Source organism: Bowdeniella nasicola, from assembly GCF_900107735.1.
GTDB lineage: Bacteria > Actinomycetota > Actinomycetes > Actinomycetales > Actinomycetaceae > Bowdeniella > Bowdeniella massiliensis.
This window is the reverse complement of sequence record NZ_FNQV01000002.1, coordinates 136,755-159,478: the sequence shown is the minus strand read 5'-3', so window position 1 is coordinate 159,478 and position 22,724 is coordinate 136,755. Positions and strand designations below refer to the sequence as shown.

Genomic DNA, 22,724 nt, shown 5'->3' with positions numbered 1-22,724 from the left:
TTCACGCCGTCGGGCTGCGCAGCGCGCGCCGGGCGTCATCGCTGCGGTGGGCGGCTCGAACCGTCACGGATGCGCCCGCGACGTGCACGCCCGTCTCCCCCACGATGACCGGGTGGAGCCGGATCCGCGCGACATCCGCCAGGTCATCCTTGAGCAATGACACGCGCGCAATGAGCTCTGCCAGGGCGTCGATATCGAGCGGAGGCAATCCCCGGTAGCCCTTCAGCCGCACCGCGGCCGCGACCTCCTCGATGATCTGGCGTGAATCGGCCTCGGTTAACGGCGCGATGCGGTAGGAGATGTCCTGCAGGATCTCTTCCGCGTCGCCGGCGAGCGCGAAGGAGATGACGGGGCCATACAGCGAGTCTTCCCAGGCGGAGACGACGCACGCCGCGCCGGCGGGCGCCATCGACTGCACGTCCCAGCGCTCTTCGCCGCGCGCTAGGAAACGCCTAGCCGCAGCTCGCACCGCTTCGGGATCGCCAAGATCGAGCGCCACGCCCCCGAGGTCTGCGCGATGCCGCAGCGCACTGCGCCCGGATTTCAAGACGACGGGGTACCCGAGTTTCTCCGCGGCCGCGAGCGATTCCTCCTCGGTCCTCGCTTCTATAGCTGGCAGCAGGTCGATGCCATAGCAGGCCAGGAGTTCCGAGCTCTGCTCCTCGCTCAGCGCCGCGTCCCGTTCGCCGGCCGCGGCTTCTACGAGCGCGTGCGCCTCGGATAGCTTGAGATCCTCAAAGGCGACGAGTTGCGCGTCTACCAGCTCGCTGCGGCGTTGTTCGGCGTGCGATAACCGCGCAAGCACCGACAGCGCCGTTTCCGTGTCGCTAAAGTGCGGCAGCGGCCCGGTCGGCGTCGGAATCCGATCTTCCCTGGTCCCGCCGACGACCGCGACCCACGGCACGAGGCGTTCGATGCCGAGCAGCTCATCGCGCGCATCGGCAAGGGCCCGCGTCTGCGTTTCGTTGACGGCGGTCAGCGCGACGATGACGGCATCGCACTCCCGCTGCAGGGCTTCGGCCTGGGCTGCAAAGGGCTCGAGGGCTTCCAAATCGATATCGAGCCGAGCCGCCACCTGAAGCTCGTGTCGGCGCGCGGCGGCGGTGAGCGCGGTCGCCAGCGCGTCGGAGGAGGTGATCATTCCGAGCCGGGTGCCTGCCGGCACTCCCTGCTGCGCCGCGACCCGCGTCAGGTCGAGGATCTCGCGCGGTGAGCGGCTCGCGACGACGCCGGATTGCCGCAGGATGTGGTGCAGCACGCGCGGGCCCTCGCTCGAGGTCGAGACGAGATGGCCGGGCAGCGTATCGGAGCCCACGCCCGCGGTGATGAGCGCGAAGACGGGGCGCCCGGTGGCAAGGTGGCGCGCGATGCGCGCGAACTTCCGCGCGTTTCCGACCGTATCGAGGCAGATGAGCGCCGGGCCCTCGCTCGGGTTCGCAGCCCAGTACTGCATCGTGTCATTGCCGGAAATATCGAGGCGGTGCCCGGCAGCAACCATCGTGCGCAGTGCGAGCCCGGAGGTCCGAATGCCCGTCAGCAGCTGAACGGCTGCCTCCGCGCTCTGGACGAACAGGTCGACGTTGCCGCCCGTTGGCACCCCCGCCTCGATAGTCAGGTCCGTGCCGTCGATCGTGACGATGCCGTGGGACGCCGGTCCAAGAAGGCGCATGCCCGCTCCCCTGGCGGCGCGCAGGATTCGCAGCGATGTTTCCGCGTCGACGGTGTGGTGTCCCGAGTAGACGATCGCCGCTCGCACGCCCCGCTCGCCGAGCTCATCGAGGACATCAGCCAGCTGTGGCGTGGGGGTCGAGATAAGGGCAAGCCGGCCCGACAGTTCTGCCTCGCTCGCCCGCACGAGGTCCGCGCCGGATTCTAAGAGTCGGGCCGCGAGCGGCGCGAGGACCGCGCGTTCATCATCGAGCAGCACGTAAGCACCCGGCGCCATGAGCGCTTGCATCGCCAGCGCCTCGGAGTGCTGTTCGCGTTGCGTCATGACGCGCCACGCTTCTGTCGTGGAGCGCAAATCGATCCGAATCTCGATGACGCCATCGTCGAGCGAGGTGTGCAGGCGGTAACCCGCATCCTTAAAGACATTAATCATCTTGCGGTTTTGGGGCATGACGAAGGCTTCAAACTCGTGGATCCCCAGCTCCCGGGCCGCCGCCGCCAGGTGATCGAATAGGACCGAGCCCAATCCCCTGCCGTGCTGGGAGTCGGCGACGTAGAACGCTACTTCCGCCACGCCGTCGCGCGTTGTATTAAAGCCCCCGATCCCCGTCATGACCGCCTCGTTCCCGCTGCCTTCGAACAGCGCGAGGGAGACATCGCGATGCTGGTCGACGTTCAGGAAATCCCCGACGTCCTTATCGGACAGGTGCGAGCGCGGTGCGAAGAACCGGTAGTAGATCGAGGACTCCGACTGTCCGGCGTGCAGTGCGCGAAACGCGGCGTCATCCTCGGGCCGGACGGGGCGGATGTGCATCGTCGCGCCATCGCGCAGCACCACATCTGCTTCCCACTGGGCCGGATAGGGGTGTGTTGCCTCCATGTGCCCAGACTAACGCCTCCAATTGACCGCTTTGCCGTGTTGCACCCCTGAGTTTGGCGCGAAATCACGGATAATCATGACATGGCTAACCGCTCCAAGGAGCCCACCAGCGCGCAGCAGATCGTGGATATCGACGTCTCAGCAGAGATGGAGTCCTCCTTCCTCGAATACGCCTACTCCGTCATCTACGCGCGCGCCCTGCCCGATGCCCGCGACGGCCTTAAACCGGTCCAACGCCGCATTCTTTATCAAATGGACCAGCTGGGGCTCCGTCCCGATAAGGGCCACGTCAAGTCCTCGCGCGTCGTCGGCGAGGTCATGGGTAAGCTCCACCCCCACTCTGATACCGCGATCTACGACGCGCTCGTGCGGATGGCGCAGGACTTCTCGCTGCGGCTGCCGCTCGTCGATGGCCACGGCAACTTCGGTTCCCTCGACGACGGTCCGGCCGCGCCGCGCTATACGGAGGCTCGACTCGCCGCCGCGGCACTCGCCATGACCGATTCGCTTGGCGAGGACACGGTCGACTTCGTCCCCAACTACGACAACCAATACACCCAGCCCGCCGTGCTACCCGCGGCTATCCCGAACCTCTTGGTCAATGGCGCATCCGGCATCGCCGTCGGCATGGCGACGAATATGGCCCCCCACAACCTGGGCGAGGTCATCGCGGCCGCGCGCCACCTGATCGATCATCCGGACGCGAGTTTGGATGACCTCATGAACTTCGTGCCGGGCCCGGACCTGCCCGGCGGCGGCAAGATCGTCGGCCTGGACGGAATCCGCGAGGCCTATGCCACCGGTCGCGGTTCCTTCCGCACGCGCGCGACCGCGCGGATCGAGAACGTCACGCCCCGCAAGAAGGGGATCGTCGTCACCGAGTTGCCCTACCTCGTCGGCCCCGAGCGCGTCATTGAGCGGATCAAGGACGCCGTCGACAAAAAGCGCGTCACCGGCATTTCCGCGGTCACCGACCTGACCGACCGGCACCACGGACTTCGACTCGTCATCGAGGTCAAGAATGCCTTCAACCCCGAGGCCGTGCTCGAAAAGCTCTATCGCGCGACCCCGCTGGAAGAATCCTTCGGCATGAACAACGTGGCGCTCGTTGACGGCCGGCCCCAAACACTGGGCCTGAAAGAGCTCCTGCGGGTCTACGTCGATCACCGCATCGACGTCGTACGCCGCCGCTCGCAATACCGGCTCAACCAGCGCCAAGAGCGCCTCCACCTCATCGAGGGCCTACTCATCGCGATCGCTGATATCGACGAGGTCATCCAGGTCATTCGCTCCTCGGAAACGGCCGATGAAGCGCGCTCGCGCCTCATGATGGTCTTTGACCTATCCCAACCGCAGGCCGAGTACATCCTCGAGCTGCGCCTGCGCCGCCTCACAAAGTTCTCGCGCATTGAGCTGCAAGGACAAGCCGAGGAGCTCGCGCGCGAGATCGCGGAGCTGGAAGAAATCCTCGCCTCCGATCAGCGGCTGCGTGAGGTGGTCTCCGACGAGCTCGCTCGCATCGCAATCGAGCATGGCACGCCGCGCCGCACCGTCCTACTGGAATCGGCCGGCACGCCACGCACCGCCGCCGACCCGGCCGTGCCCCTGCAGGTGCCCGATGTGCCGGCCACGATCATGCTGTCAACGACGGGCTTGCTTGCCCGCCTCGACGCCCCCGATGCGGGCCTCGCCGCCACCGAGAACCAGCTGCCGCTGGAAGACGACGCCCCCGCCGTCTCTCGCTCGGGAGCGCGCGGCGCCCACGATGCCCTAGTGGCAACAGTTCGCGCCCGCTCGCACGGGGAAGTCGGCGTTGTCTTGTCCTCGGGCCAGGTCCAGCGCATCAGCGTCCTCGATATTCCCGCCCTCGCGGTCACCGGCTCCGCTCCCTCGCTCGCGGGCGGTGTGCCGGCCGGCGAGCTCGTCAGCATCCCGACGGGTGAGACGATCGTGGGGCTTATCGACGTCGCCGACGATTCCGCGATCAACGTCCTTGCCACCCGAGACGGCAAGATCAAACGCTTCACGACTAAGGACTTCCCGAAGAACGCGGACGCCTTTGACATTGTCGGCCTTGCCGACGGCGATCGCGTTATCGGCACGGGACGCACCTATGCCGAGGATGATCGCCTCATCCTGGTTACGAGCGACGCCCAGCTCCTGCATTTTGCTGCCGATGCCGTTCGTCCCCAGGGCCGCGGCGCCGGCGGCATGGCGGGCATCAAGCTCGCCGAGGGTGCTCACGTCATCGCCCTCGCGGTCGTCTCCGATGCGGAGATCGCGGCCGCGAGCGTCGTCACCGTCGCGGGTAGTTTTGAACATCCGATGGCCGACCAGTTCGTCAAGGTGACCCCGCTGGATCGCTATCCCGGCAAGGGACGGGCCACCATGGGCGTTCGCGCCCATCGCATCCGCAGCGGTCACGACGGACTGGTGCGTGCGTGGGTTGGGCTGGATCCTCGCGCAGTCGGCAGTGCGGGCCAGGCGCTCGAATTGCCGGAGCTCGACGAACGGCGCGACGGTTCAGGCACGCCCGCGGCGGGCGCGATCGCAGGAATCGGCTAAAGCTCGACGACGTACTGCGTCGTCGTGTGCGTCGGCTCAAAACCGAGCGTCGCAAAGACCTGCTGGGCGCCCGTCGGGTTCTGGTTATCCGCGTCGAGCCCAGCGTATTCCATGCCGTCGCGACGCATCGCCTTCATCGATTTCACGAGCAGCGATTTTGCTACGCCCTGGCTGCGCCACTCCTCCAGGACCCCGATCGCTTCGATGTAGCCTTCGGACCAGCCGAGGGCGGTCCAGTCCTCTTCCCACTTTGCTGCGAGCACGTACCCGGCGATTCGTGCCCGGTCGGTGGAGCGGTCAACCGCGACGTAGGACCATTCCGGCACGAACCGTTCGCGCGCTCGTGTCCATTCCTTCTGGCTCACGGCCATGTCTTCGCCCGCCTGCTCAAAGGCGAGGTCGTGAACCTGCTTGACAGCATCGTGAAGCTCTTCGGTCCAGGGCTCGATACGTACGTGCGAGGGGACCTCGATCTTCGGCAGGTCATCGTCCAGCTGCCGTCGCATCTGGGTCACCACGCCGTGAGCGACGAAACCGTGGCCGCTGAGGAGTTCGTGCGAACCAGACTCGGATTCGTCGACGTGGATTTGGACGTATGCCGGCACGCCCCGAGCGCGTTCGCTGACAAGGCTCCGTGCGGCCGCCACTTGCCAGGACAGCAGCTTGGTGGCGATCTCGGCGTCGCGCGCATTGGGATGGATGGTGCCCGACAGTGTCGCTACTTCAAAGGGCGCATCAAAGTCGGGAATCCGAACAAAGCCGTACGCGAGGAGATCATTGCCGTGGAATCCGCCGACGGAGTTGGTCGTATAACCGGGCGCGAACAGTTCGCTGAGCTCACCGCTCGTGGTGCGAAATGGCGGGTTTTCGACGTCCTCAACATCGGAGACGAGCTGCATCAACCGAGAATGGTCATCGGCTCGAAGCGGGCGCCACAGGAGGTTTCCGACGCCCTGGAGGTCAGGTACCGAACTGCTGGCGGGACTGCGCTTGGCGCGCCGCGCCTCTGTCAGCTGCTGAAACTTGCTGCGCAACCCGAATGTGGCCCGGTCTGGGGGTTCGTGATAGTGATGCGAGCGGCTCAGTTTCGGGTTGTGGCCGTAATCGCCCACGCGCCATCCTCCCTTCAACAACTAACGGTAATGTGCCTCAGCATATCGCTATGCGTCGATCTGCTCCTGCGAAACCTGATCCGCACCCGCCACAATGAACTCCTTGCGCGGGGCGACATCCGACCCCATGAGGAGCTCAAAGATCCGCTCGGCAGTGAGCAGCGCGTCCTCGTCTGCCATCGAGATTCGCCGCAGGGTCCGGTGGGCCGGATCCATCGTCGTTTCTGACAGCTGGTCGGCGTCCATTTCGCCCAGACCTTTGTACCGCTGGATCGGCTCCTTGTAGGTCCGTCCTTGCTTCTCAAGTTGCGCCAGCGTGCGATGGAGCTCTGCATCGGAGTAGATGTATTTCACTTCGCGCTTGCGCCGGCCCTTGGCATTGATGTCGAGCCGGAACAGCGGCGGCACCGCGGCATACACGCGACCGGCTTCCACAAGCGGTCGCATGTAGCGGAAGAAGAGCGTGAGTAACAGGGTACGGATATGCGCGCCGTCGACATCGGCGTCGGTCATGATGATGATCTTGCCGTAGCGGGCCGCATCGAGGTCGAATGTGCGCCCCGATCCGGCACCTATCACCTGGATGATCGCCGAGCATTCTGCGTTCTTCAGGATGTCTGCTGGGCTCGCCTTCTGGACATTCAAGATCTTGCCTCGGATTGGCAGGAGCGCTTGGAATTCCGAGGAGCGCGCTAGCTTGGCGGTACCGAGGGCCGAATCGCCCTCAACGATGAACAGCTCGGAGTCCTCAACGCTCTTGGTTCGGCAGTCCGCGAGCTTTGCTGGCAGGGCACTCGACTCAAGGGCGTTCTTGCGACGAGAAATCTCCTTGTGCATCCGGGCCGATACCCGAGCACGCATTTCGCCAATGATCTTTTCCATCAGCTGCGTGGATTGCAGCTTGGCGTCGCGCTTATTTGAGGCAAGGAGCGCACCCAATTGCTCATCGACGACACCGGCGACGATGGCGCGTACCTGCGGAGTGCCCAGGACCTCCTTGGTTTGGCCCTCGAATTGCGGTTCCTCAAGGGAAACCGTGACGACAGCCGTCAGACCCGCGAGGATGTCATCCTTTTCGATCTTCGGATCCTTTGCCGTGTACTTCAGTCGCCGCGCGTTGGCGTCGATTGCTTTGCGGATCGTGCGGGTTAGTCCCTGTTCGAAGCCCTGGATGTGGGTGCCGCCCTTGGGGGTGGCGATGATGTTGACGAATGAGCGGACGAGCGTATCGAAGCCACTTCCCCACCGCAGCGCGATGTCGACCGTGCAGTTGCGTTCGACGTCCTCGGGCTTGAGACGACCATTCTTATCAAGCTGTTGCACCGTTTCCGTGAACTTGCGGGTCTCTCGCAGTCGCCAGGTATGGGTCACCGCGGCATCGTGTGACAGATAGTCGACAAAGTCCACGACTCCGCCATCGTGGCGGAATTCCTCTCGGACAGGCTCTTCGCCCCTGCGATCTTCAACGATGAGGGTCAGCCCTGGGACCAGGAACGACGTCTGGCGCGCGCGCTCCGTGATCGTGGTGAGGTTGAAGTGCTCAGTCTCGGGGAAGATTTGGCGGTCAGGCCAGAACCGAACACGGGTACCGGTTTTCTTTTTGGCGATTCGCCCAAAGCTGCGCAGCCTCGATGAGGAGGTAAACGGGGTGAAGGTTGCTTCCGGGTTCGGCTCTCCCTTGTCGACGAATTCGCCTGGTTCACCTCGCCGGAAACTCATCGCGTGCGTTTTGCCACCACGATCAACTTCGACATCGACTCGCGCCGAGAGCGCATTGACCACGCTCGCGCCGACGCCATGCAGACCGCCGGATGCCGCGTAGGATCCGCCGCCGAATTTACCGCCGGCGTGAAGCTTGGTGTAGACGACCTCTACACCGGAAAGCCCTAGGCCAGCGACCTCATCAACCGGGATTCCGCGGCCATCGTCTCGAACTTCGACGGAATCGTCATCACGCAAGATGATTTCAATCGTCGAGGCATAGCCCCCGATCGCCTCATCCACGCCGTTATCGATGATCTCCCAGACGCAGTGCATGAGCCCGCGAGAATCGGTGGAGCCGATGTACATGCCGGGGCGTTTGCGAACTGCCTCCAGGCCTTCGAGGACTTGGAGGTGGCGGGCTGTATAGCTGGAGCGTTGGGACACATCGGTCATCGTAATTCAGAGCGCTGACATAACCGGCAATGGCGCGCTATCGGCTAGATAATCAGGCATGTCTCACGTACCTCGTTCAGCCCATTGCGAAGATCTGTGGATGAGAGTCTCGCTTCCGGGCAAACAGTGATTGCATGGAGACATGGAAACGACCACTGCACCCACGAAAGAGTTGGAACCACTTTCGGCTTCCGACCGTTGCGACGCCTGTGGTGCGCAAGCTTACGTGCACTACGGCCTTGATACGGGCGAGCTGTACTTTTGTGGTCACCACGCACGGCTGTACTCGGAGAGTCTGAGCGGTCGCGGCGTGGTACTGCGAGACGAGACGGCGAAGCTGTCCGAAACGCCCTAATCCTACGAAGCAAAAAACTCGGGGCGAGCCGTAAGCTCGCCCCGAGTTTTTTGGTGCCTAGTCCAAGTAGTCACGCAGCACTTGGCTGCGGGACGGATGGCGAAGTTTGGACATCGTCTTGGATTCGATCTGACGGATCCGCTCACGCGTCACACCGTAGACCTTGCCAATCTCGTCCAACGTCTTCGGCTGGCCATCGTTGAGTCCAAAGCGCATCGAGATCACTCCGGCCTCACGCTCCGAAAGCGTATCGAGCACTGCATGGAGCTGTTCTTGGAGCATCAGGAAGGAGACGGCGTCCGCCGGCACGATCGCCTCGGAGTCCTCGATGAGGTCACCGAACTCGCTGTCACCGTCTTCGCCGAGCGGGGTGTGCAGCGAGATGGGTTCGCGGCCATACTTTTGAACCTCGACGACCTTCTCGGGAGTCATATCGAGTTCCTGAGCAAGCTCTTCTGGCGTAGGTTCGCGCCCAAGATCCTGGAGCATCTGGCGCTGGACACGGGCGAGCTTGTTGATGACCTCAACCATGTGAACGGGAATGCGGATCGTGCGAGCCTGGTCCGCCATGGCGCGGGTAATGGCCTGCCGAATCCACCAGGTCGCATAGGTGGAGAACTTGTAGCCCTTCGTGTAGTCGAATTTCTCAACTGCACGGATGAGACCGAGGTTGCCTTCCTGGATGAGGTCAAGGAAGAGCATTCCGCGTCCGGTGTAGCGTTTGGCAAGCGAAACCACGAGTCGAAGGTTTGCTTCGAGAAGGTGGTTCTTTGCATCCTTGCCGTCAGCAGCGATCCACATCAGTTCACGCTTGAACTTCCGATCAATCGCGTCGCCTTCTTTTTCCAGCTTGTCTTCGGCAAACAAGCCAGCTTCAATGCGCTTTGCAAGATCGACTTCCTGCTCAGCGTTCAGCAGCGCGACCTTGCCGATCTGCTTGAGATAATCCTTGACTGGGTCGGCGGTAGCGCCGGCAGTAACGACCTGCTGAGCCGGACCATCATCGTCTCGATCGGAAACAACGAAGCCACGGTCTTCCTTCTTGGTCCTCGTGGACTTCTCGGCCGGAGCCTCTTCTTCGCTCTCTTCTTCCGCTTCTTCCTCGTCCTCTGCCGAATCAGCAGAGTCCGCTGATTCAGCCGATTCGGCGGAGTCAGTCAGATCGATCTCTTCTTCGTCGATCTCCTCATCGGGGGTCAACGCAGAGTCGTCCGTGGTTACCTCGTCAAGATCAGTGTCCTTGAGGGTAGCCTTCGGGTCCTTCGCCTTGGCTTCCTCGGCAGCGGTCGTCTTTGCTGTCGATTTCTTCGCCGGCGCCTTTTTCGCTGGAGCCTTCTTAGCAGCCGTCTTGGAAGCCGTCTCAGTGGTCTTGGCGGGCGCCTTCTTGGCCGGTGCCTTTTTTGCAGCCGTCTTCGAGGCAGTCTCGGTGGTCTTCGCGGGAGCCTTCTTCGCCGGAGCCTTCTTGGCAGTGGCCTTCGAGGCTGCTGACTCAGTTTTTTTCGCTGTGGCAGTCTTGGCGGGAGCCTTCTTCGCGGGGGCCTTCTTTGCAGCGGTCTTGGGAGCAGCTTCGGCGGTCTTGGCCGGGGCCTTCTTCGCCGGGGCCTTCTTAGCTGGGGCCTTCGCGGTCGTTTCCGCATCCTTTGCAGGCGCCTTAGCAGTCGCGGTCTTCGTCGCGGGAGCCTTCTTCGCCGCGGTTTTCGTCGCTGACTTGGCGGTAGTCTTCTTCGCTGGCGCCTTCGCTGAGGTCTTCTTGGCGGCAGCTGAGGTTGAACTCTTCTTCGCTGTGGTGGTCTTGGTATCCGATGCTGAGGAAGTGGAGGACACTAGGGGCCTTTCCATACAGAGAATTAAAAACGCGACGGCACTTTCCGTGCCGCCGCTTACAATTATAGACCTTAGGCACTAAGAGCCGCCTTGTCAAGGGCTCATTCCCCGCATGATTTCGGCATTTATCGCTGCTCGCGAAAGCAGCGACGCGGCCATCACCTGTGCGAGATGGCCGCGTCGCTGGCGGGGACCTAGTCTTGCTCGTACGCCTCAATAGGCGGACACGAACAGGTGAGGTTCCGGTCTCCCCATGCACCATCGATGCGGCGGACGGGTGGCCAGTACTTGCTGGCAATCGCGGATGCCAGTGCAACCGCATCCTCGCCACGGTTCGATACCGAGTACGCGCCCGCATACACCGCGACTTCTCGCGAATACGGGTGAGTCCATTCACCGACGAGTGCGCAATGGGCAGTGTGCGGCGCGTTGACGAGCGGATTGTCGTCCGCTGGCCATTCGCCACTCTTGACCCGCATGGCCTCCTCGTGGATCAGGATCATCGCTTCGCAGAAGCGATCGATCTCGCCCTTGTCTTCCGACTCTGTCGGTTCGACCATGAGTGTTCCTGCCACGGGAAAGGACATCGTCGGGGCGTGGAAGCCGTAGTCCATGAGCCGCTTAGCGACATCGTCAACCGTGATACCGGTTTCCTTCTTCAGCGGTCGCAGGTCCAAGATGCACTCGTGAGCGACGAGATCGTTTTGGCCCTTGTACAGCACGGGGAAGTACGGATCGAGTCGCTTGGCGATGTAATTGGCCGAAGCCACTGCCGTTGCCGTTACCTGACGCAATCCATCGGCTCCCAGAAGGGCTAGGTATGCCCACGGGATGGGAAGGATCGAGGCGGAACCGTAAGGCGCCGACGACACTGCCCCCTCTTTGCGATCTGGCAGGGCACGATGCCCTGGCAGGAACGGACGTAGATGCTCGCGAGCATGCACCGGCCCTACTCCGGGGCCGCCACCGCCGTGCGGGATCGCGAACGTCTTGTGCAGGTTCAGGTGCGAAACATCTCCCCCAAACTTTCCGGGACGCGCAACCGCCACCAACGCATTGAGGTTCGCGCCATCGATGTAGACCTGGCCGCCGTGCTCATGCACGATTGCGCAAATCTCTTCGACTGCTGCCTCATAGACCCCGTGGGTCGATGGGTAGGTAATCATGATCGCGCCGAGCCGCTCGGCGTGCTTTTCGCACTTTGCCTTGAGGTCCTCGACATCGACGTTGCCATCGTCATCGCACGCCACAACGACGACCTGCATGCCGGCGAGTGCCGCCGAAGCAGCGTTCGTCCCGTGGGCGCTGGATGGGATGAGGCAGATTCGGCGGTCGGTGTCACCGCGAGAATCGTGGTAGGCGCGAATTGCCAGCAGCCCCGCGAATTCACCTTGAGCTCCCGAGTTAGGCTGCAGGCTCCCGCAGTCATACCCGGTGATGGCGTTTAGCCACCCGGTGAGCTCATCGATCATCTCGCGGTATCCGACGCTGTCAGATTCCGGGCACAGCGGATGCAGTCCCGCGAACTTCGGCCACGTAATTGCCGCCATCTCAACCGCGGAATTGAGCTTCATCGTGCACGAACCGAGCGGGATCATCCCCCGGTCGAGAGCGTAGTCCTTGTCGGATAGCCGACGAAGATAACGCATGAGCTGCGTTTCGGTGTGATGGGAGTTGAAGACCGGATGTGACATGTAGTCGATCTCGCGGATCTTCTCCACACCAAGCGTGTAGTCAGGCGCCTTCGCCTCGCCCTCGGCCCCGAACTCGGCCAGTGTCTTGACGATGAGGTCGATCGTCTCATCGCTTGTCATCTCATCAGTAGACAACCGGAGTCGGTCATCCTCCTGATAAGCCAAGACCCCGGCTTCATACAGGGCTTCGAGCGCTGCGTCAGCCTGGTCCTTCAGGTCGAGTTCGATCGTGTCAAAGAAAGCGTCGTGAACGATCGTGATTCCGACATCGGCGAGACCGCGTGCCAGGGAGATCGCCTTCGCGTGAACTTCCTCTGCCATCGCCTGCAGGCCACGAGGACCGTGCCACACGGCATACATCGATGCCATAACGGCGAGGAGAACCTGCGCCGTGCAAATGTTGCTCGTCGCCTTTTCGCGGCGGATGTGCTGTTCTCGCGTTTGCAGAGCGAGACGGAACGCGGGGGTACCATCGGCGTCCTTTGAGACGCCAACGAGTCGTCCGGGCAGCTGTCGTTGCAGCTTTTCGCGCACGGAAAGGTAGCCCGCGTGCGGACCACCAAAGCCCATGGGCACGCCAAAGCGCTGAGTGGTACCTGCCGCAATGTCGGCTCCCAGCGAACCTGCTGAGGGCAGCACTGTCGCAGCGAGAAGGTCTTGCACGATGATGACCAAAGCGCCGGCACCGTGCGCAGCTTCAGTAAGCGCACGCACATCTTCCGCAGGCCGGACTCGACCCGAGGCTCCCGGGTACTGAATGACAACGGCGAAGACGTCATACAGGTCAGTGCCAGGTTCAAGATCAGAGATTTCCACCTCAACGTCGGCCGCGTCGGTTCGCGTCTTGACTACATCGAGCGTCGTCGCAAACAGGTCCGAATCGATCAGGACCTTGCTTCCCTTGCGCGAAGCTCGGCGGGCGAGCGCAATGGCCTCAGCAACTGCGGTCCCTTCATCCAGCATCGACGCTCCAGCGACGTCGGTTCCCGTGAGTTCGGCGACGACGGTTTGGAAGTTCAGGAGCGCTTCCAATCGACCTTGCGAGATCTCCGGCTGGTAGGGCGTGTAAGCCGTGTACCACGCCGGATTTTCTAGCACGTTGCGTTGGATCACCGCTGGTGTGCGGGTGTTGTAGTAGCCCTGCCCAATCAGCGAGGTGTTAACAATGTTCTTGTCCGCATACCGCTGCAGCCGAGCGATCACTCCTGCCGGAGAATCAGCGTCGGGGATCCCATCGGAGAAGTCCTCGTACAGGATGTTGCTTGGAACCGCGGCGTTGATGAGCTCCTCCAGATCTCCATAGCCCAGAGCAGCTAAGAGATCGACTTGCTCCTCCCCTGTCGGTCCAATGTGACGCGTGGCGAAGCTGGTCACTGACCGCCACCTGCCGTCAGCTCTTCGTACCCGGCTGCATCCAGCAGTTCGCCTTCTTCTTCGACGTTCACCTTGAACAGCCAACCAGCCCCAAATGGATCCGAGTTCACCGTCTCAGGCGCATCAACGACATCGTCGTTGACTTCTTCGACGGTGCCGGTCACCGGGGAGATGAGGTCTGAAACAGACTTCGTGGATTCGATCTCACCGCAGGTTTCCCCTGCAGTGACTTCGGAGCCGACCTCAGGCAGATCGACGTACACAACGTCGCCGAGGGCATCGGCCGCGAAATCGGTGATGCCTACCGTGCCGTCTTCGGCAATCCACTCGTGGTCAGAGCTGTACTTACGATCGGTGGGGAAAGCCATGATTCTCCTAAGTTTTGTGGCTATTTGGGGCGGGAGTAGAAGGGGGTATCGACGACGGTCATCGGCTGGGTCTTACCGCGAACGTCGATATCCAGTTGGGTGCCGACGTCTGGCGCCGGAAGGGTCACTCGCGCGAGCGCGATGGGGTATCCGAGCGTGGGTGACAGCACGCCAGAGGTCACCACACCGACCTCCTTGCCGTCATGCAAGACCGTGGATCCGGCGCGGGCTGCCCTGCGGCCTTCCCCGCGAAGTCCAATCAGCGCGTAGCGAGCTTCGCGCTTGGAAAGGGCCTGGCTGCCGACAAATTCGTGGTCGAATTTGACCATCCGCCCCATGCCAACATCAGCTGGCGAAAGCTCGGCCGAGAGCTCATTTCCGTACAGCGGCATACCGGCTTCCAGCCGGAGGGTGTCGCGGCAGGCAAGGCCACAGCGTGTGATGCCTGCGTCCGCACCCACCTCAAGGAAGACATCCCACAGCCGTCGCGCTTTGTCCGCGGCAAGGTAGACCTCGAAGCCATCCTCGCCGGTGTAACCCGTGCGCGCGACAAGGACCTCTTCTCCCTCAAACTCGGCACGAGTAATGGAGTAGTAGCGAATATCAACAGCGTCTGCGAATCCGGCGGCCTTCATGACCTCGACGGCATGCGGCCCCTGCACAGCGATGATGGCGCGGTCGCGAGTACGGTCGTCGACCTCGATGTCAGGATCAACCTCCGAGCATCGCTTCGTCACTTCACGGACCACGACCTCACGGTTGGAGGCATTGGCGACGACAAGATACTCATCGTCAGCTAGTCGGTAGACGATGAGGTCGTCGAGGATTCCGCCTTCGTCATTCGTCAGCATCGAGTACTTTGCTCGGCCAACGCTCATCTTGTCCATTGGCGAAATAAAGCAGCGGTTCAAGCCCTGGGCGGCCTGTGCGCCAGAGATGAAGATCTGCGCCATATGCGACAGATCGAACATGCCGACGGCAGTTCGTACAGCTTCGTGTTCCTGACGATCAGAGGTATAGCGCACCGGCATATTCCATCCGGCAAAGTCAATCAAGAGCGCGCCCGCGTCCTCGTGCGCCGATAGCAGCGGCGTGGTGAGCAGGTTCAAATCAGGGCTCATGGGCATCTCCGTCCTTGGATTTCTCCCCCTCTGTCGCTGTGCCTGAGAGATTCACCGGACGAGCCGGCTTACACCATCGGCGAGGCATGTGCCTTCTTTCCAGATTGGCCTGATCGTGACGGTGCTGGTGCCTGAGAGTGTGCGGGGGTGCTTGCTCCTACGGCGTCGGATTTCCGACTCTCCCGACTCGATTCCTAGCGGCCCGGTATGTGGTTGTGAACCAACGGTACCAAGGCTTTGTGTCGGCCGTCACCCGCGCCACAGGGTGAGTCACGATGCTGCCCGAAAAGCTTCCTGCTCCCCGACCTTCCATGGCGGCGGCATCCCCACAGACAGTGCGGCGCGCACCAGGAGCGCGAGACTGTAATTGGCGTCGGTGGCTAGGCACTGGTCGGTGAGAATCCGCGCCCGCACTCCATCGCCGGCGTACCAGGACAGGTATCCGGCGATGCCGCACATGGCGGCGTGGAGGGGACCGCGCACGTGGTGTGCCAGGCGAGCGAAGACCCCATAGGCGTGGTGGAAGTCCTTTGTCGATCGAGGTGGTCCAGCGATACACGCCTCATTGATTCGCTCTTTGCTATAACCAACAAAGCTCGGAACCGAATCCCCCCGTTCGATCAGGGAGGCGATCACGGTATCGCGTGTGACCCGGTCGAGCATCGCGCAGGCGAGGGCAACGTGCATCTCGCGGCTAGCAACGCCCTGCTCAATAGCGCTCCAGAATGTCCGTAACTGGCTTGGCTCAAACTCGCCTGCTTCGGGTCCATCCGACACCGCGGCCGCTGAAGGCTCAGGCAGCGCGAAGGAGTCCAGCGAATCCTGCGTCGTTCTCCCCTCCACCACCATGCGCATGACTTCGGGAGTGGACTCCCACATCGTGCGTGAGATGGAGGAATGGCCCCCTTCGTCATCGTTCACCACAACATCCGTGTCGTCGATGACAACTGTCCCGATGACTGCAAGTTTCCGGTCAATTTCCGCACAGGCCACGTCGATTGCGTCGCTAAGGCGGGCGATGTGCTCTGTCGTAACCACGACGAGGCACGCAGCGAGCGGAAAGCGCATGATCGGTTGCAGGGTATCGGCCAGCTCGCGCGGCCACATCTGCGCGATGTCGTCCAGGTCGAGACGCGCGACCGGTCCGATAAGGACGTCGGTGCCGTGGGAGCAGTTCAGTCCGATGACGATGAATGAGTCCTCGGGAAAATAGCCGAGGGCGTAGGGAAGCGTCGATGACGCAGAAATGAGGAGGTCTCGTTTATCGGCCGAGGACAGAGCCGTGAACTGTGTAGTTTCCATGGCTCTACTTCAGGCGACGTCAAGGACTTAGACGTGGAACCACGGAACAGATCCGCTTTGCCCAAGTCATAAATCGCGCCTGTGTATAGTCGCGGCAATCACCGTATCCTTGACGACATGGCCTTCCCCGATTCCTTCCGCGAGCATGTCGCCGTTCGCGTCCATGAAATCCTTGCTCAGACCGAGGATGAGTTTGGTCCAATGTCCCCCGATGTTTCTGAGTTTCTAGCTCCCGCGTTTGCGTTGACCTCGGGCGGCAAGCGAATGCGAGCGCTCCTCATGGCGACGGGTTATCGAGCAGCTGGTTCAGGTTCAGAGATTACTGACAGCGTGGTTGAACTCGGTGCGGCCCTTGAGCTGTTCCAAGCGGCGGCGCTGGTTCATGACGACATCATTGACGACTCCGATACGCGCAGATCCCAGCCATCAACTCACGTGAAATTCTCGGCTCTCGCCCCCGCAGATGCGTTGGAGACGCCGAGGGTTTTCGGCAAGAACGCCGCGATCCTCCTCGGTGATCTGCTCATAGTCCTTGCTGACCAAGCTGCGGCTCGCGCATTCGAAGGACACGAGCAGCGCGTTCAGGAGCGTTGCCGCAGGCTTTGGGATGAGATGACCAGCGAGGTCGCGATCGGGCAGTACCTCGACACCCTGAATTCGACGCTTCCGCTCCGATCGGTCTCCTCCGACGAGGCACTGGCGGCAGCGCTGAAGGTCGTGCGGCACAAGTCTGCTCGCTATTCCGTGGAACACCCCCTAACCCTCGGAGCAGCCCTTGGTGGCGGAAATGATGCACTCATCAAGTGTCTGAAAGCCGTCGGGCTGCCGCTAGGCGAGGCTTTCCAGCTGCGCGACGATGATCTTGGCGTGTTCGGCAATCCCGAGGCCACGGGTAAGCCAGCTGGCGATGATCTGCGGGAAGGAAAACGGACCCCGCTGCTTGCCATCACTCGCCAACTCGCCGACAGCGATCAGCGCCGTCTTATCGAGCAGCACTTGGGCGACCGCGCCATGCCGAGTGGCGTCGTTGAGACGCTACGCAGCATTGTGATCGAGACGGGGGCCCGCAGCCGACACGAGGTTCTCATCGACGAGCGGCTCTCACTGGCGCTCGACGCAATCGACAAGGCCGGACTACCCGATGCTCCTGCGCAGGAGCTCATGCAACACGCGCGCAATCTCGCGCATCGCGACGCCTAATTGCTACAGCGCGGTCGAGAGAATCGCGCGCCGCACGCCATGGATATGGCCCGCGTGCAACGCGGCAAGCGGAGACGACGTCAACTCCCCGTTCTCGCTCGCAAGCCATTCGGATGCCTCGGCCACCGTCAGGCCGTTGTCGAGCAGGGCAAGCACAGTGCCTCGAAGGGCCGGATTAACCTCCAGCCCGGCCTCTCCTTGCAGCATGGCGTATTCCGGAATTCGCTTGCCGTCGGGGGTCGTGAGCTCGATGAGATCGTGGGCTCGCACGAGGTTTCGTACGCGGTGCTCCTCGACGCCTAATTTCGCTGCCAACTCGGCGCGCGTAAAGAGATGTCCCGTGGCGCTCGTCTGTCCTTCATTCACATCGTCCATCCTAAAGGCTCCTGATCACAGCCCCACTTGGCGGAGCGGAAAAGTATAGCGATCTTCGCCATTTGTTTGGTAGAACGACACGCCGCGCGATATAGTCCCATCAGCAACATTTTTCTCGTTTGGCTCGTTCGCCACATCAGTCACCGAGCCTCGGGAAGAACCGTTCCCACCATGCATTAAGGATCACGATGACCCTCCGCTCGACCCGCGCAGCGGCCGCCAGTGCAGCAATTGTCGGGCTGATCGCCCCTGCCCTCGGCGCCACTCCCACCTCCGCGCAAGCCATTGGTGTTTCTCAGGCCACCGGTTCCCTCGCTCATAAGCCCTCGCCGCTCGTGCCCGCCGCTAAAATCGCGCCGAAGGTCGAGGTGACCTACCAGGTACAGCGCGGCGATTCGTTCTGGTCCATCGCGCGCAAGTTCAACGTCGACATGCACGCACTGGTCTCCCACAACGGTTTGAGCACCTCCACGATCATTCATCCCGGCCAGGTCCTGAAAGTCCCGGCTCCCGCGACGAGCGCTCCGGCTGTCCCCGCACCTGCCGCGCCGGTCGCAACCGCTACCCACAAGGTCGCCTCCGGCGAGACCCTGTCTGCGATTGCCCGCAAGTACTCGACGACGACGTCAACGCTGGCCTCGCTGAACTCGCTTGCCAATCCCGACCGGATCTACGTGGGGCAGGTCCTGAAGGTTGCTGGCTCCGCTGCGACCCCGAGCGCGCCGGCCAAGCCCGCACCTGCGCCCGAGGTCAAGACCGCGACCCACAAGGTCGCCGCGGGCGAGACGCTGTCGGGAATTGCACGTAAGTACTCGACGTCGGTCTCCGCTCTTGCCAGCCTCAACGGGATCACCAACCCGAGCCGGATTTTCGTCGGCCAGGTCTTGAAGGTCGCCGGAAACGCGAGCACCCCGGCGGCAACCACTCCGTCAGCTCCTTCCAAGGACCGGCTCGTCCCCGACACCTTCCTTGGCCGGACCTATCCGGAAGCCGTCGTTAACGCCGCGAACCAGAACAAGGCGCTGCTGAATTCCATCGACGTTCCTTCGCGGGCGCAGATGCAGCAGATCGTGCGGTCCAAGGCCATCGAAATGGGCGTCGACCCCTCGCTCGCCCTCGCGGTCGCCTTCCAGGAGTCGAGCTTCAACCACCGCTCGGTCTCCCCCGCCAACGCGATCGGCACGATGCAGGTAATTCCCTCCTCGGGACAGTGGGCCTCGCAGCTCGTCGGGCGCAAGCTCAACCTCATCGACCCGCACGACAATGCCACGGCCGGGGTTGCGATCATCCGCCAGCTGCTGCGCAGCGCCCCCAGCGTCGATCACGCCATCGCGGGTTACTACCAGGGTCTCGGCTCGGTCAAACGCAACGGGATGTTCGCCGATACCAAGGTCTACGTCCAGCGCATTAAGGGCCACCAGGCAAAATTCCGCTAAACCACTAGCGTCAGCAGCGCCATGCACCCCGCGGTGCGTGGCGCTGCGCCGCGTGGTAGGGCTCCTGCTTTACCATGCGAGATGTGGAGCGTCCGCAACCTGAATCCGATGCGGTGATCATCGATCACCGCTACCGCATCGTGCGCAGAATTGCGCGTGGCGGGATGTCACAGGTGTATGTCGCCCACGACCAGCGCCTGGAGCGCGATGTTGCCCTGAAGATCATGCACCCCTATCTCGCCGAATCGGAGGAGTTTGTCCGGCTCTTCCGTCGCGAGGCCCGCGCCGCGGCGCGGCTGTCCCACCCCGGAATCGTCGCGGTGCATGACCAGGGGCAGACGGGCGATTCCTTTTACCTCACGATGGAATACGTCGACGGCGGCAATCTTCGCCACCGCCTGATGGAGGCGGGAACGCTGAGCCTGGGCGAGGCGCTCGACATCACCGAGCAGATCTTGTCGGCGCTCGATGCCGCTCACCGTGGCGGCCTCATCCATCGCGATATCAAGCCCGAAAACGTCCTCATGCCCTCATCAGGCGGCATCAAGGTCGCGGACTTCGGCCTCGCGCGCGCGGTCTCCGAGGCATCGATGTCGGGCACCTCGACCGTCCTTGGCACGGTCGCCTATCTTGCCCCGGAGGTCGTCGTCGATGGCGCTTCCTCCCCCGCCGCCGATGTCTACGCCGTTGGCATCCTGCTCTACGAGATGCTCACCGGCCAGCCCCCGTTCACGGGCGAGCGTCCCATCCAGGTGGCCTATAAGCACGTGAACGAATCGGTGCCGGCCCTGTCCGATACGCTGCCGTGGATTCCGAGCGAGGTCGATGAATTCCTCGCAGCCCTATGCGCGCGCGACATCGCCGACCGGGAGCCCGATGCAGCGACGGCGGTGCGACACCTTCGCCGCATTAAGGACGATATCCCCGCAGACCTGCTCGCGCGTCGCCACGAGGTTGCTCCAAGTGCTGACAACGAAACTTCGGCGGCACACCCGAGCGACACCCAAGCAATCGAGAGGCACCGCACGGCCGTCTTTGAACGCCCAGCACCATCCAAGGTTGCGGTGCCGGTTGGCGCCGTCACCGACAAGCCGCGCCCTGCCCGCCGCACCGGCCGGCGACGTTGGCCCTTCTTCCTTTTAGCGTTCGTGTTGCTGGCTTCGGGAGCGTTCGCGGGCTGGTGGTTCACACTCGGACCGGGCGGCACCCGACCCGTCCCGGAGGTTGCCGGCCTTGCCGAAGCCGTCGCCGTCGATAAGATCCGCGATTCGGAACTCGCGGTGCACGTTGAGCGCGACTATCACGACACCGTCGCCTCCGGGCTCGTAATTTCCACCGACCCGGCCTCAGGCTCGGCGCGCAAGGGCTCGACGGTCACGGTCCTCGTATCCAAGGGAATCCGAACGGTCACGGTTCCGACGCTGGTCGGCGAATCCGAGGATGCGGCCCAAACGGCACTCAAGGGCGCAGATGTCACGGCTGGCCAGCATACCCGGGAGCATTCCGATACGGTCTCTGCCGGTCGAGTGATCTCGGCGAGCCACGAAGCTGGCGCCGTCATCCCACACAACGAGGCCGTCACGCTCGTTATCTCCGATGGGCCCGCTCCCATCACGTTCCCCGACGTGCGAGGCGCCAGCCTCGACGATGCCTCCGGAACGCTAAAAAACCTCGCGTTGAGCATCACGACGTCAGAGCAGTTCTCTGACGATGTGCCCAAGGGCCACGTGATCTCCATGTCGCCCGAGCCCGGTAGCGCGGGCCACAGGCTTGACCAGGTCTCGCTCGTGGTCTCCAAGGGGCCGGAACTCATCGAAGTTCCCAGTGTCTTTGCTAAGCAGGTCGACGAGGCCACGCAGATTTTGAAGGATGCCGGTTTCGAGGTTCGAATCGAAAAGCTCCTCGGCGGCGTCTTTGGAACCGTGCATTCCCAAAACCCGTCCGGGGGCACGATGGTCCCCAAGGGCTCAACGATCACACTCAAGATCGTCTAACGCCAGTGGGCCCGGCAATTGCCGGGCCCACTGGGGTCTCGCGCGAGGTTAGTGCTCGCTAGGCTCTGCGGCCTCGACGCTCTGGCCGATATCGGCCATCATCTCGGTGAACCACGGCTGCGTGATATCGAAGGCCTTGCCACCGGCGATCCGCGGGAACTCGATCGCGCGCAGCACGTCGCCCTGCTCCTCATCGTGGCCGATGACGCCGGAGACGTCGTCGAACGCGCACTGGACAGCGAGGTCGGTCATCGACTTGATGAGGCGGAGGTCCTCGGTGTTGGCCGCGGCCGAGCGGGAGAAGTAGCCCGACTTTTGGACCATGACCTTCTCGGCCCCGATCTTCTCCGCGAATTGCTTCGCGAACCACTGGCCGGGGTTGATGGTGTCGAGCTTGACGTGACCGAAGGGGTCGCGCTGAACCTCTTCGCCCTTGGCCTCGAGCTCGGCGACGATTTCGGGCACGCCCGCACCTTCGGACAGGAAGATGTTGACGTTGCCAAGCTCATCCATGACGCCGCGCAGACGATCAGCCTCGGCGTCGAGATCGACGTGCATTTCCGGCAGGAAGACCGCGTGAACGTCCCAGCGTTCCTGGGTCAGGCCGAGGGCCGGCGCCCACTTCTGGGTCGGCAGCCACTCGCGGTACTCCTTGGCTGCGGCGGCGGTCAGCCAGCCACAGTGGCGTCCCATGACCTCGTGCACGATGAGCATGCGCGGGTTGGAGCGGTGTTCGCCGATGATGTTCTGGGCGAAGCGGGAGGCCTGTTCGGCCGCGGTCCAGGCGCCAAGCGACTGCCGGATCGGGATGACGTCGTTATCGATCGTCTTCGGCAGGCCCACCACGATCATGTGGTAGCCGTTGTCCTCCAGGTAGGCGGCCAGATCCGCCGCGGTGGTGTTGGTGTCATCCCCACCGATGGTATGCAGGACGTCGACGCCGTCCTTGCGCAGCTGCTCAGCGGCGACCTCCAGGGGGTTCTCCCCTTCCTTGACCAGCCCACGCTTGACGAGGTCCTCGGCGTTGGTGAGCTTGACACGGGAGTTGCCGATGGGCGAGCCACCGAAGGCGTGCAATCGACCGGCGTGCTTACGGGCCTCGTCATCGATCGTGAGGTAGGTGCCGGTGAGCAGGCCGTGGTAGCCGTACTGGTAGGCGATGATCTCGACATCGGGGGCGAGTTCGGTGTAGCGCTCGATAAGGCCACCGACAGCAGATGAAAGGCACGGGGCGAATCCACCAGCGGTGAGTAGAGCGACGCGACGGACGGTCATCGATTTCCTTCCCTAGGGGTAAGT

General features: G+C 62.8%; 15 protein-coding genes and 1 riboswitch. Of the genes, 5 read left to right on the top strand and 10 right to left on the bottom strand.

The window, feature by feature from the left end:
• Position 1: 1 nt before the first annotated feature.
• Positions 2–2,548, bottom strand: a complete 2,547-nt coding sequence (locus BLU67_RS01935; RefSeq protein ID WP_092561461.1) for a GNAT family N-acetyltransferase — start codon at positions 2,546–2,548, stop codon at positions 2–4.
• A gap of 81 nt (positions 2,549–2,629) precedes the next feature.
• Between BLU67_RS01935 and BLU67_RS01930 the strand changes: the two genes are divergently transcribed.
• Positions 2,630–5,113, top strand: coding sequence for a DNA gyrase/topoisomerase IV subunit A (locus BLU67_RS01930; protein ID WP_092561459.1), 2,484 nt, complete (start codon positions 2,630–2,632; stop codon positions 5,111–5,113).
• Here BLU67_RS01930 and BLU67_RS01925 read toward each other — a convergent pair.
• Together BLU67_RS01925 and BLU67_RS01920 are read right to left on the bottom strand one after the other, a co-directional pair.
• The gene (locus BLU67_RS01925; protein ID WP_143027307.1) at positions 5,110–6,147 is read right to left on the bottom strand and encodes a GNAT family N-acetyltransferase; all 1,038 of its coding nucleotides are present in this window, start codon (positions 6,145–6,147) and stop codon (positions 5,110–5,112) included. The genes BLU67_RS01930 and BLU67_RS01925 overlap by 4 nt on opposite strands.
• A gap of 126 nt (positions 6,148–6,273) precedes the next feature.
• Entirely contained in the window at positions 6,274–8,382 is a 2,109-nt protein-coding gene (locus BLU67_RS01920; RefSeq protein ID WP_092561455.1) for a DNA gyrase/topoisomerase IV subunit B, read from the bottom strand.
• A gap of 142 nt (positions 8,383–8,524) precedes the next feature.
• On the opposite strand from BLU67_RS01920, the gene BLU67_RS01915 reads away from it, so the two are divergent.
• Positions 8,525–8,737: a DUF7455 domain-containing protein gene (locus BLU67_RS01915; RefSeq protein ID WP_092561453.1), complete on the top strand. Its 213-nt coding sequence runs from the start codon at positions 8,525–8,527 to the stop codon at positions 8,735–8,737.
• A 57-nt stretch (positions 8,738–8,794) separates the two neighbouring features.
• On the opposite strand, the gene BLU67_RS01910 is transcribed toward BLU67_RS01915, so the two are convergent.
• The 5 genes from BLU67_RS01910 to BLU67_RS01890 form a co-directional block, all read right to left on the bottom strand.
• Entirely contained in the window at positions 8,795–10,576 is a 1,782-nt protein-coding gene (locus BLU67_RS01910; protein ID WP_092561451.1) for an RNA polymerase sigma factor, read from the bottom strand.
• 179 nt (positions 10,577–10,755) lie between these two features.
• Positions 10,756–13,629 carry an aminomethyl-transferring glycine dehydrogenase gene (gene gcvP, locus BLU67_RS01905; RefSeq protein ID WP_092561449.1) on the bottom strand — a complete coding sequence of 958 codons (2,874 nt, stop codon included), beginning with the start codon at positions 13,627–13,629 and terminating at the stop codon, positions 10,756–10,758.
• On the bottom strand, positions 13,626–13,997 hold the full coding sequence (gene gcvH, locus BLU67_RS01900; RefSeq protein ID WP_092561447.1) for a glycine cleavage system protein GcvH: 372 nt from the start codon (positions 13,995–13,997) through the stop codon (positions 13,626–13,628). Before gcvH ends, gcvP begins: the two co-directional genes overlap by 4 nt.
• Before the next feature lie 20 nt (positions 13,998–14,017).
• On the bottom strand, positions 14,018–15,118 hold the full coding sequence (gene gcvT / locus BLU67_RS01895; RefSeq protein ID WP_092561611.1) for a glycine cleavage system aminomethyltransferase GcvT: 1,101 nt from the start codon (positions 15,116–15,118) through the stop codon (positions 14,018–14,020).
• Positions 15,119–15,138: 20 nt separating this feature from the next.
• A riboswitch (glycine riboswitch) is annotated at positions 15,139–15,231 on the bottom strand.
• A gap of 157 nt (positions 15,232–15,388) precedes the next feature.
• Positions 15,389–16,420 carry a DUF4192 family protein gene (locus BLU67_RS01890; RefSeq protein ID WP_092561445.1) on the bottom strand — a complete coding sequence of 344 codons (1,032 nt, stop codon included), beginning with the start codon at positions 16,418–16,420 and terminating at the stop codon, positions 15,389–15,391.
• A 117-nt stretch (positions 16,421–16,537) separates the two neighbouring features.
• Between BLU67_RS01890 and BLU67_RS01885 the strand changes: the two genes are divergently transcribed.
• A complete protein-coding gene (locus BLU67_RS01885) occupies positions 16,538–17,620 on the top strand; it encodes a polyprenyl synthetase family protein (RefSeq protein ID WP_092561443.1) in 1,083 nt (360 codons plus the stop codon).
• A gap of 3 nt (positions 17,621–17,623) precedes the next feature.
• On the opposite strand, the gene BLU67_RS01880 is transcribed toward BLU67_RS01885, so the two are convergent.
• Positions 17,624–17,995, bottom strand: coding sequence for an Rv2175c family DNA-binding protein (locus tag BLU67_RS01880; protein WP_092561441.1), 372 nt, complete (start codon positions 17,993–17,995; stop codon positions 17,624–17,626).
• 188 nt (positions 17,996–18,183) lie between these two features.
• Between BLU67_RS01880 and BLU67_RS01875 the strand changes: the two genes are divergently transcribed.
• Positions 18,184–19,431 (top strand): LysM peptidoglycan-binding domain-containing protein, encoded by a 1,248-nt coding sequence (locus BLU67_RS01875; RefSeq protein ID WP_222842329.1) that lies wholly within the window; start codon positions 18,184–18,186, stop codon positions 19,429–19,431.
• A gap of 83 nt (positions 19,432–19,514) precedes the next feature.
• A complete protein-coding gene (pknB, locus tag BLU67_RS01870) occupies positions 19,515–21,425 on the top strand; it encodes a Stk1 family PASTA domain-containing Ser/Thr kinase (protein WP_176780656.1) in 1,911 nt (636 codons plus the stop codon).
• Positions 21,426–21,473: 48 nt separating this feature from the next.
• Here the strand turns inward: pknB and BLU67_RS01865 are convergent, their stop codons facing one another.
• Complete coding sequence (locus BLU67_RS01865; RefSeq protein WP_092561437.1) at positions 21,474–22,700, bottom strand: pyrophosphate--fructose-6-phosphate 1-phosphotransferase; 1,227 nt, start codon at positions 22,698–22,700, stop codon at positions 21,474–21,476.
• Positions 22,701–22,724 lie beyond the last annotated feature (24 nt).

Excerpts from the sequence above, each read along its gene's own strand:
- BLU67_RS01865 (WP_092561437.1), bottom strand. The coding sequence starts at position 22,700 with ATGACCGTCCGTCGCGTCGCTCTACTCACCGCTGGTGGATTCGCCCCG.
- BLU67_RS01930 (WP_092561459.1), top strand. The coding sequence starts at position 2,630 with ATGGCTAACCGCTCCAAGGAGCCCACCAGCGCGCAGCAGATCGTGGAT.
- gcvT (WP_092561611.1), bottom strand. The coding sequence starts at position 15,118 with ATGAGCCCTGATTTGAACCTGCTCACCACGCCGCTGCTATCGGCGCAC.
- BLU67_RS01885 (WP_092561443.1), top strand. The coding sequence starts at position 16,538 with ATGGCCTTCCCCGATTCCTTCCGCGAGCATGTCGCCGTTCGCGTCCAT.
- BLU67_RS01880 (WP_092561441.1), bottom strand. The coding sequence starts at position 17,995 with ATGGACGATGTGAATGAAGGACAGACGAGCGCCACGGGACATCTCTTT.
- BLU67_RS01910 (WP_092561451.1), bottom strand. The coding sequence starts at position 10,576 with ATGGAAAGGCCCCTAGTGTCCTCCACTTCCTCAGCATCGGATACCAAG.
- BLU67_RS01875 (WP_222842329.1), top strand. The coding sequence starts at position 18,184 with ATGACCCTCCGCTCGACCCGCGCAGCGGCCGCCAGTGCAGCAATTGTC.
- gcvH (WP_092561447.1), bottom strand. The coding sequence starts at position 13,997 with ATGGCTTTCCCCACCGATCGTAAGTACAGCTCTGACCACGAGTGGATT.
- BLU67_RS01920 (WP_092561455.1), bottom strand. The coding sequence starts at position 8,382 with ATGACCGATGTGTCCCAACGCTCCAGCTATACAGCCCGCCACCTCCAA.
- BLU67_RS01935 (WP_092561461.1), bottom strand. The coding sequence starts at position 2,548 with ATGGAGGCAACACACCCCTATCCGGCCCAGTGGGAAGCAGATGTGGTG.
- BLU67_RS01890 (WP_092561445.1), bottom strand. The coding sequence starts at position 16,420 with ATGGAAACTACACAGTTCACGGCTCTGTCCTCGGCCGATAAACGAGAC.
- BLU67_RS01915 (WP_092561453.1), top strand. The coding sequence starts at position 8,525 with ATGGAAACGACCACTGCACCCACGAAAGAGTTGGAACCACTTTCGGCT.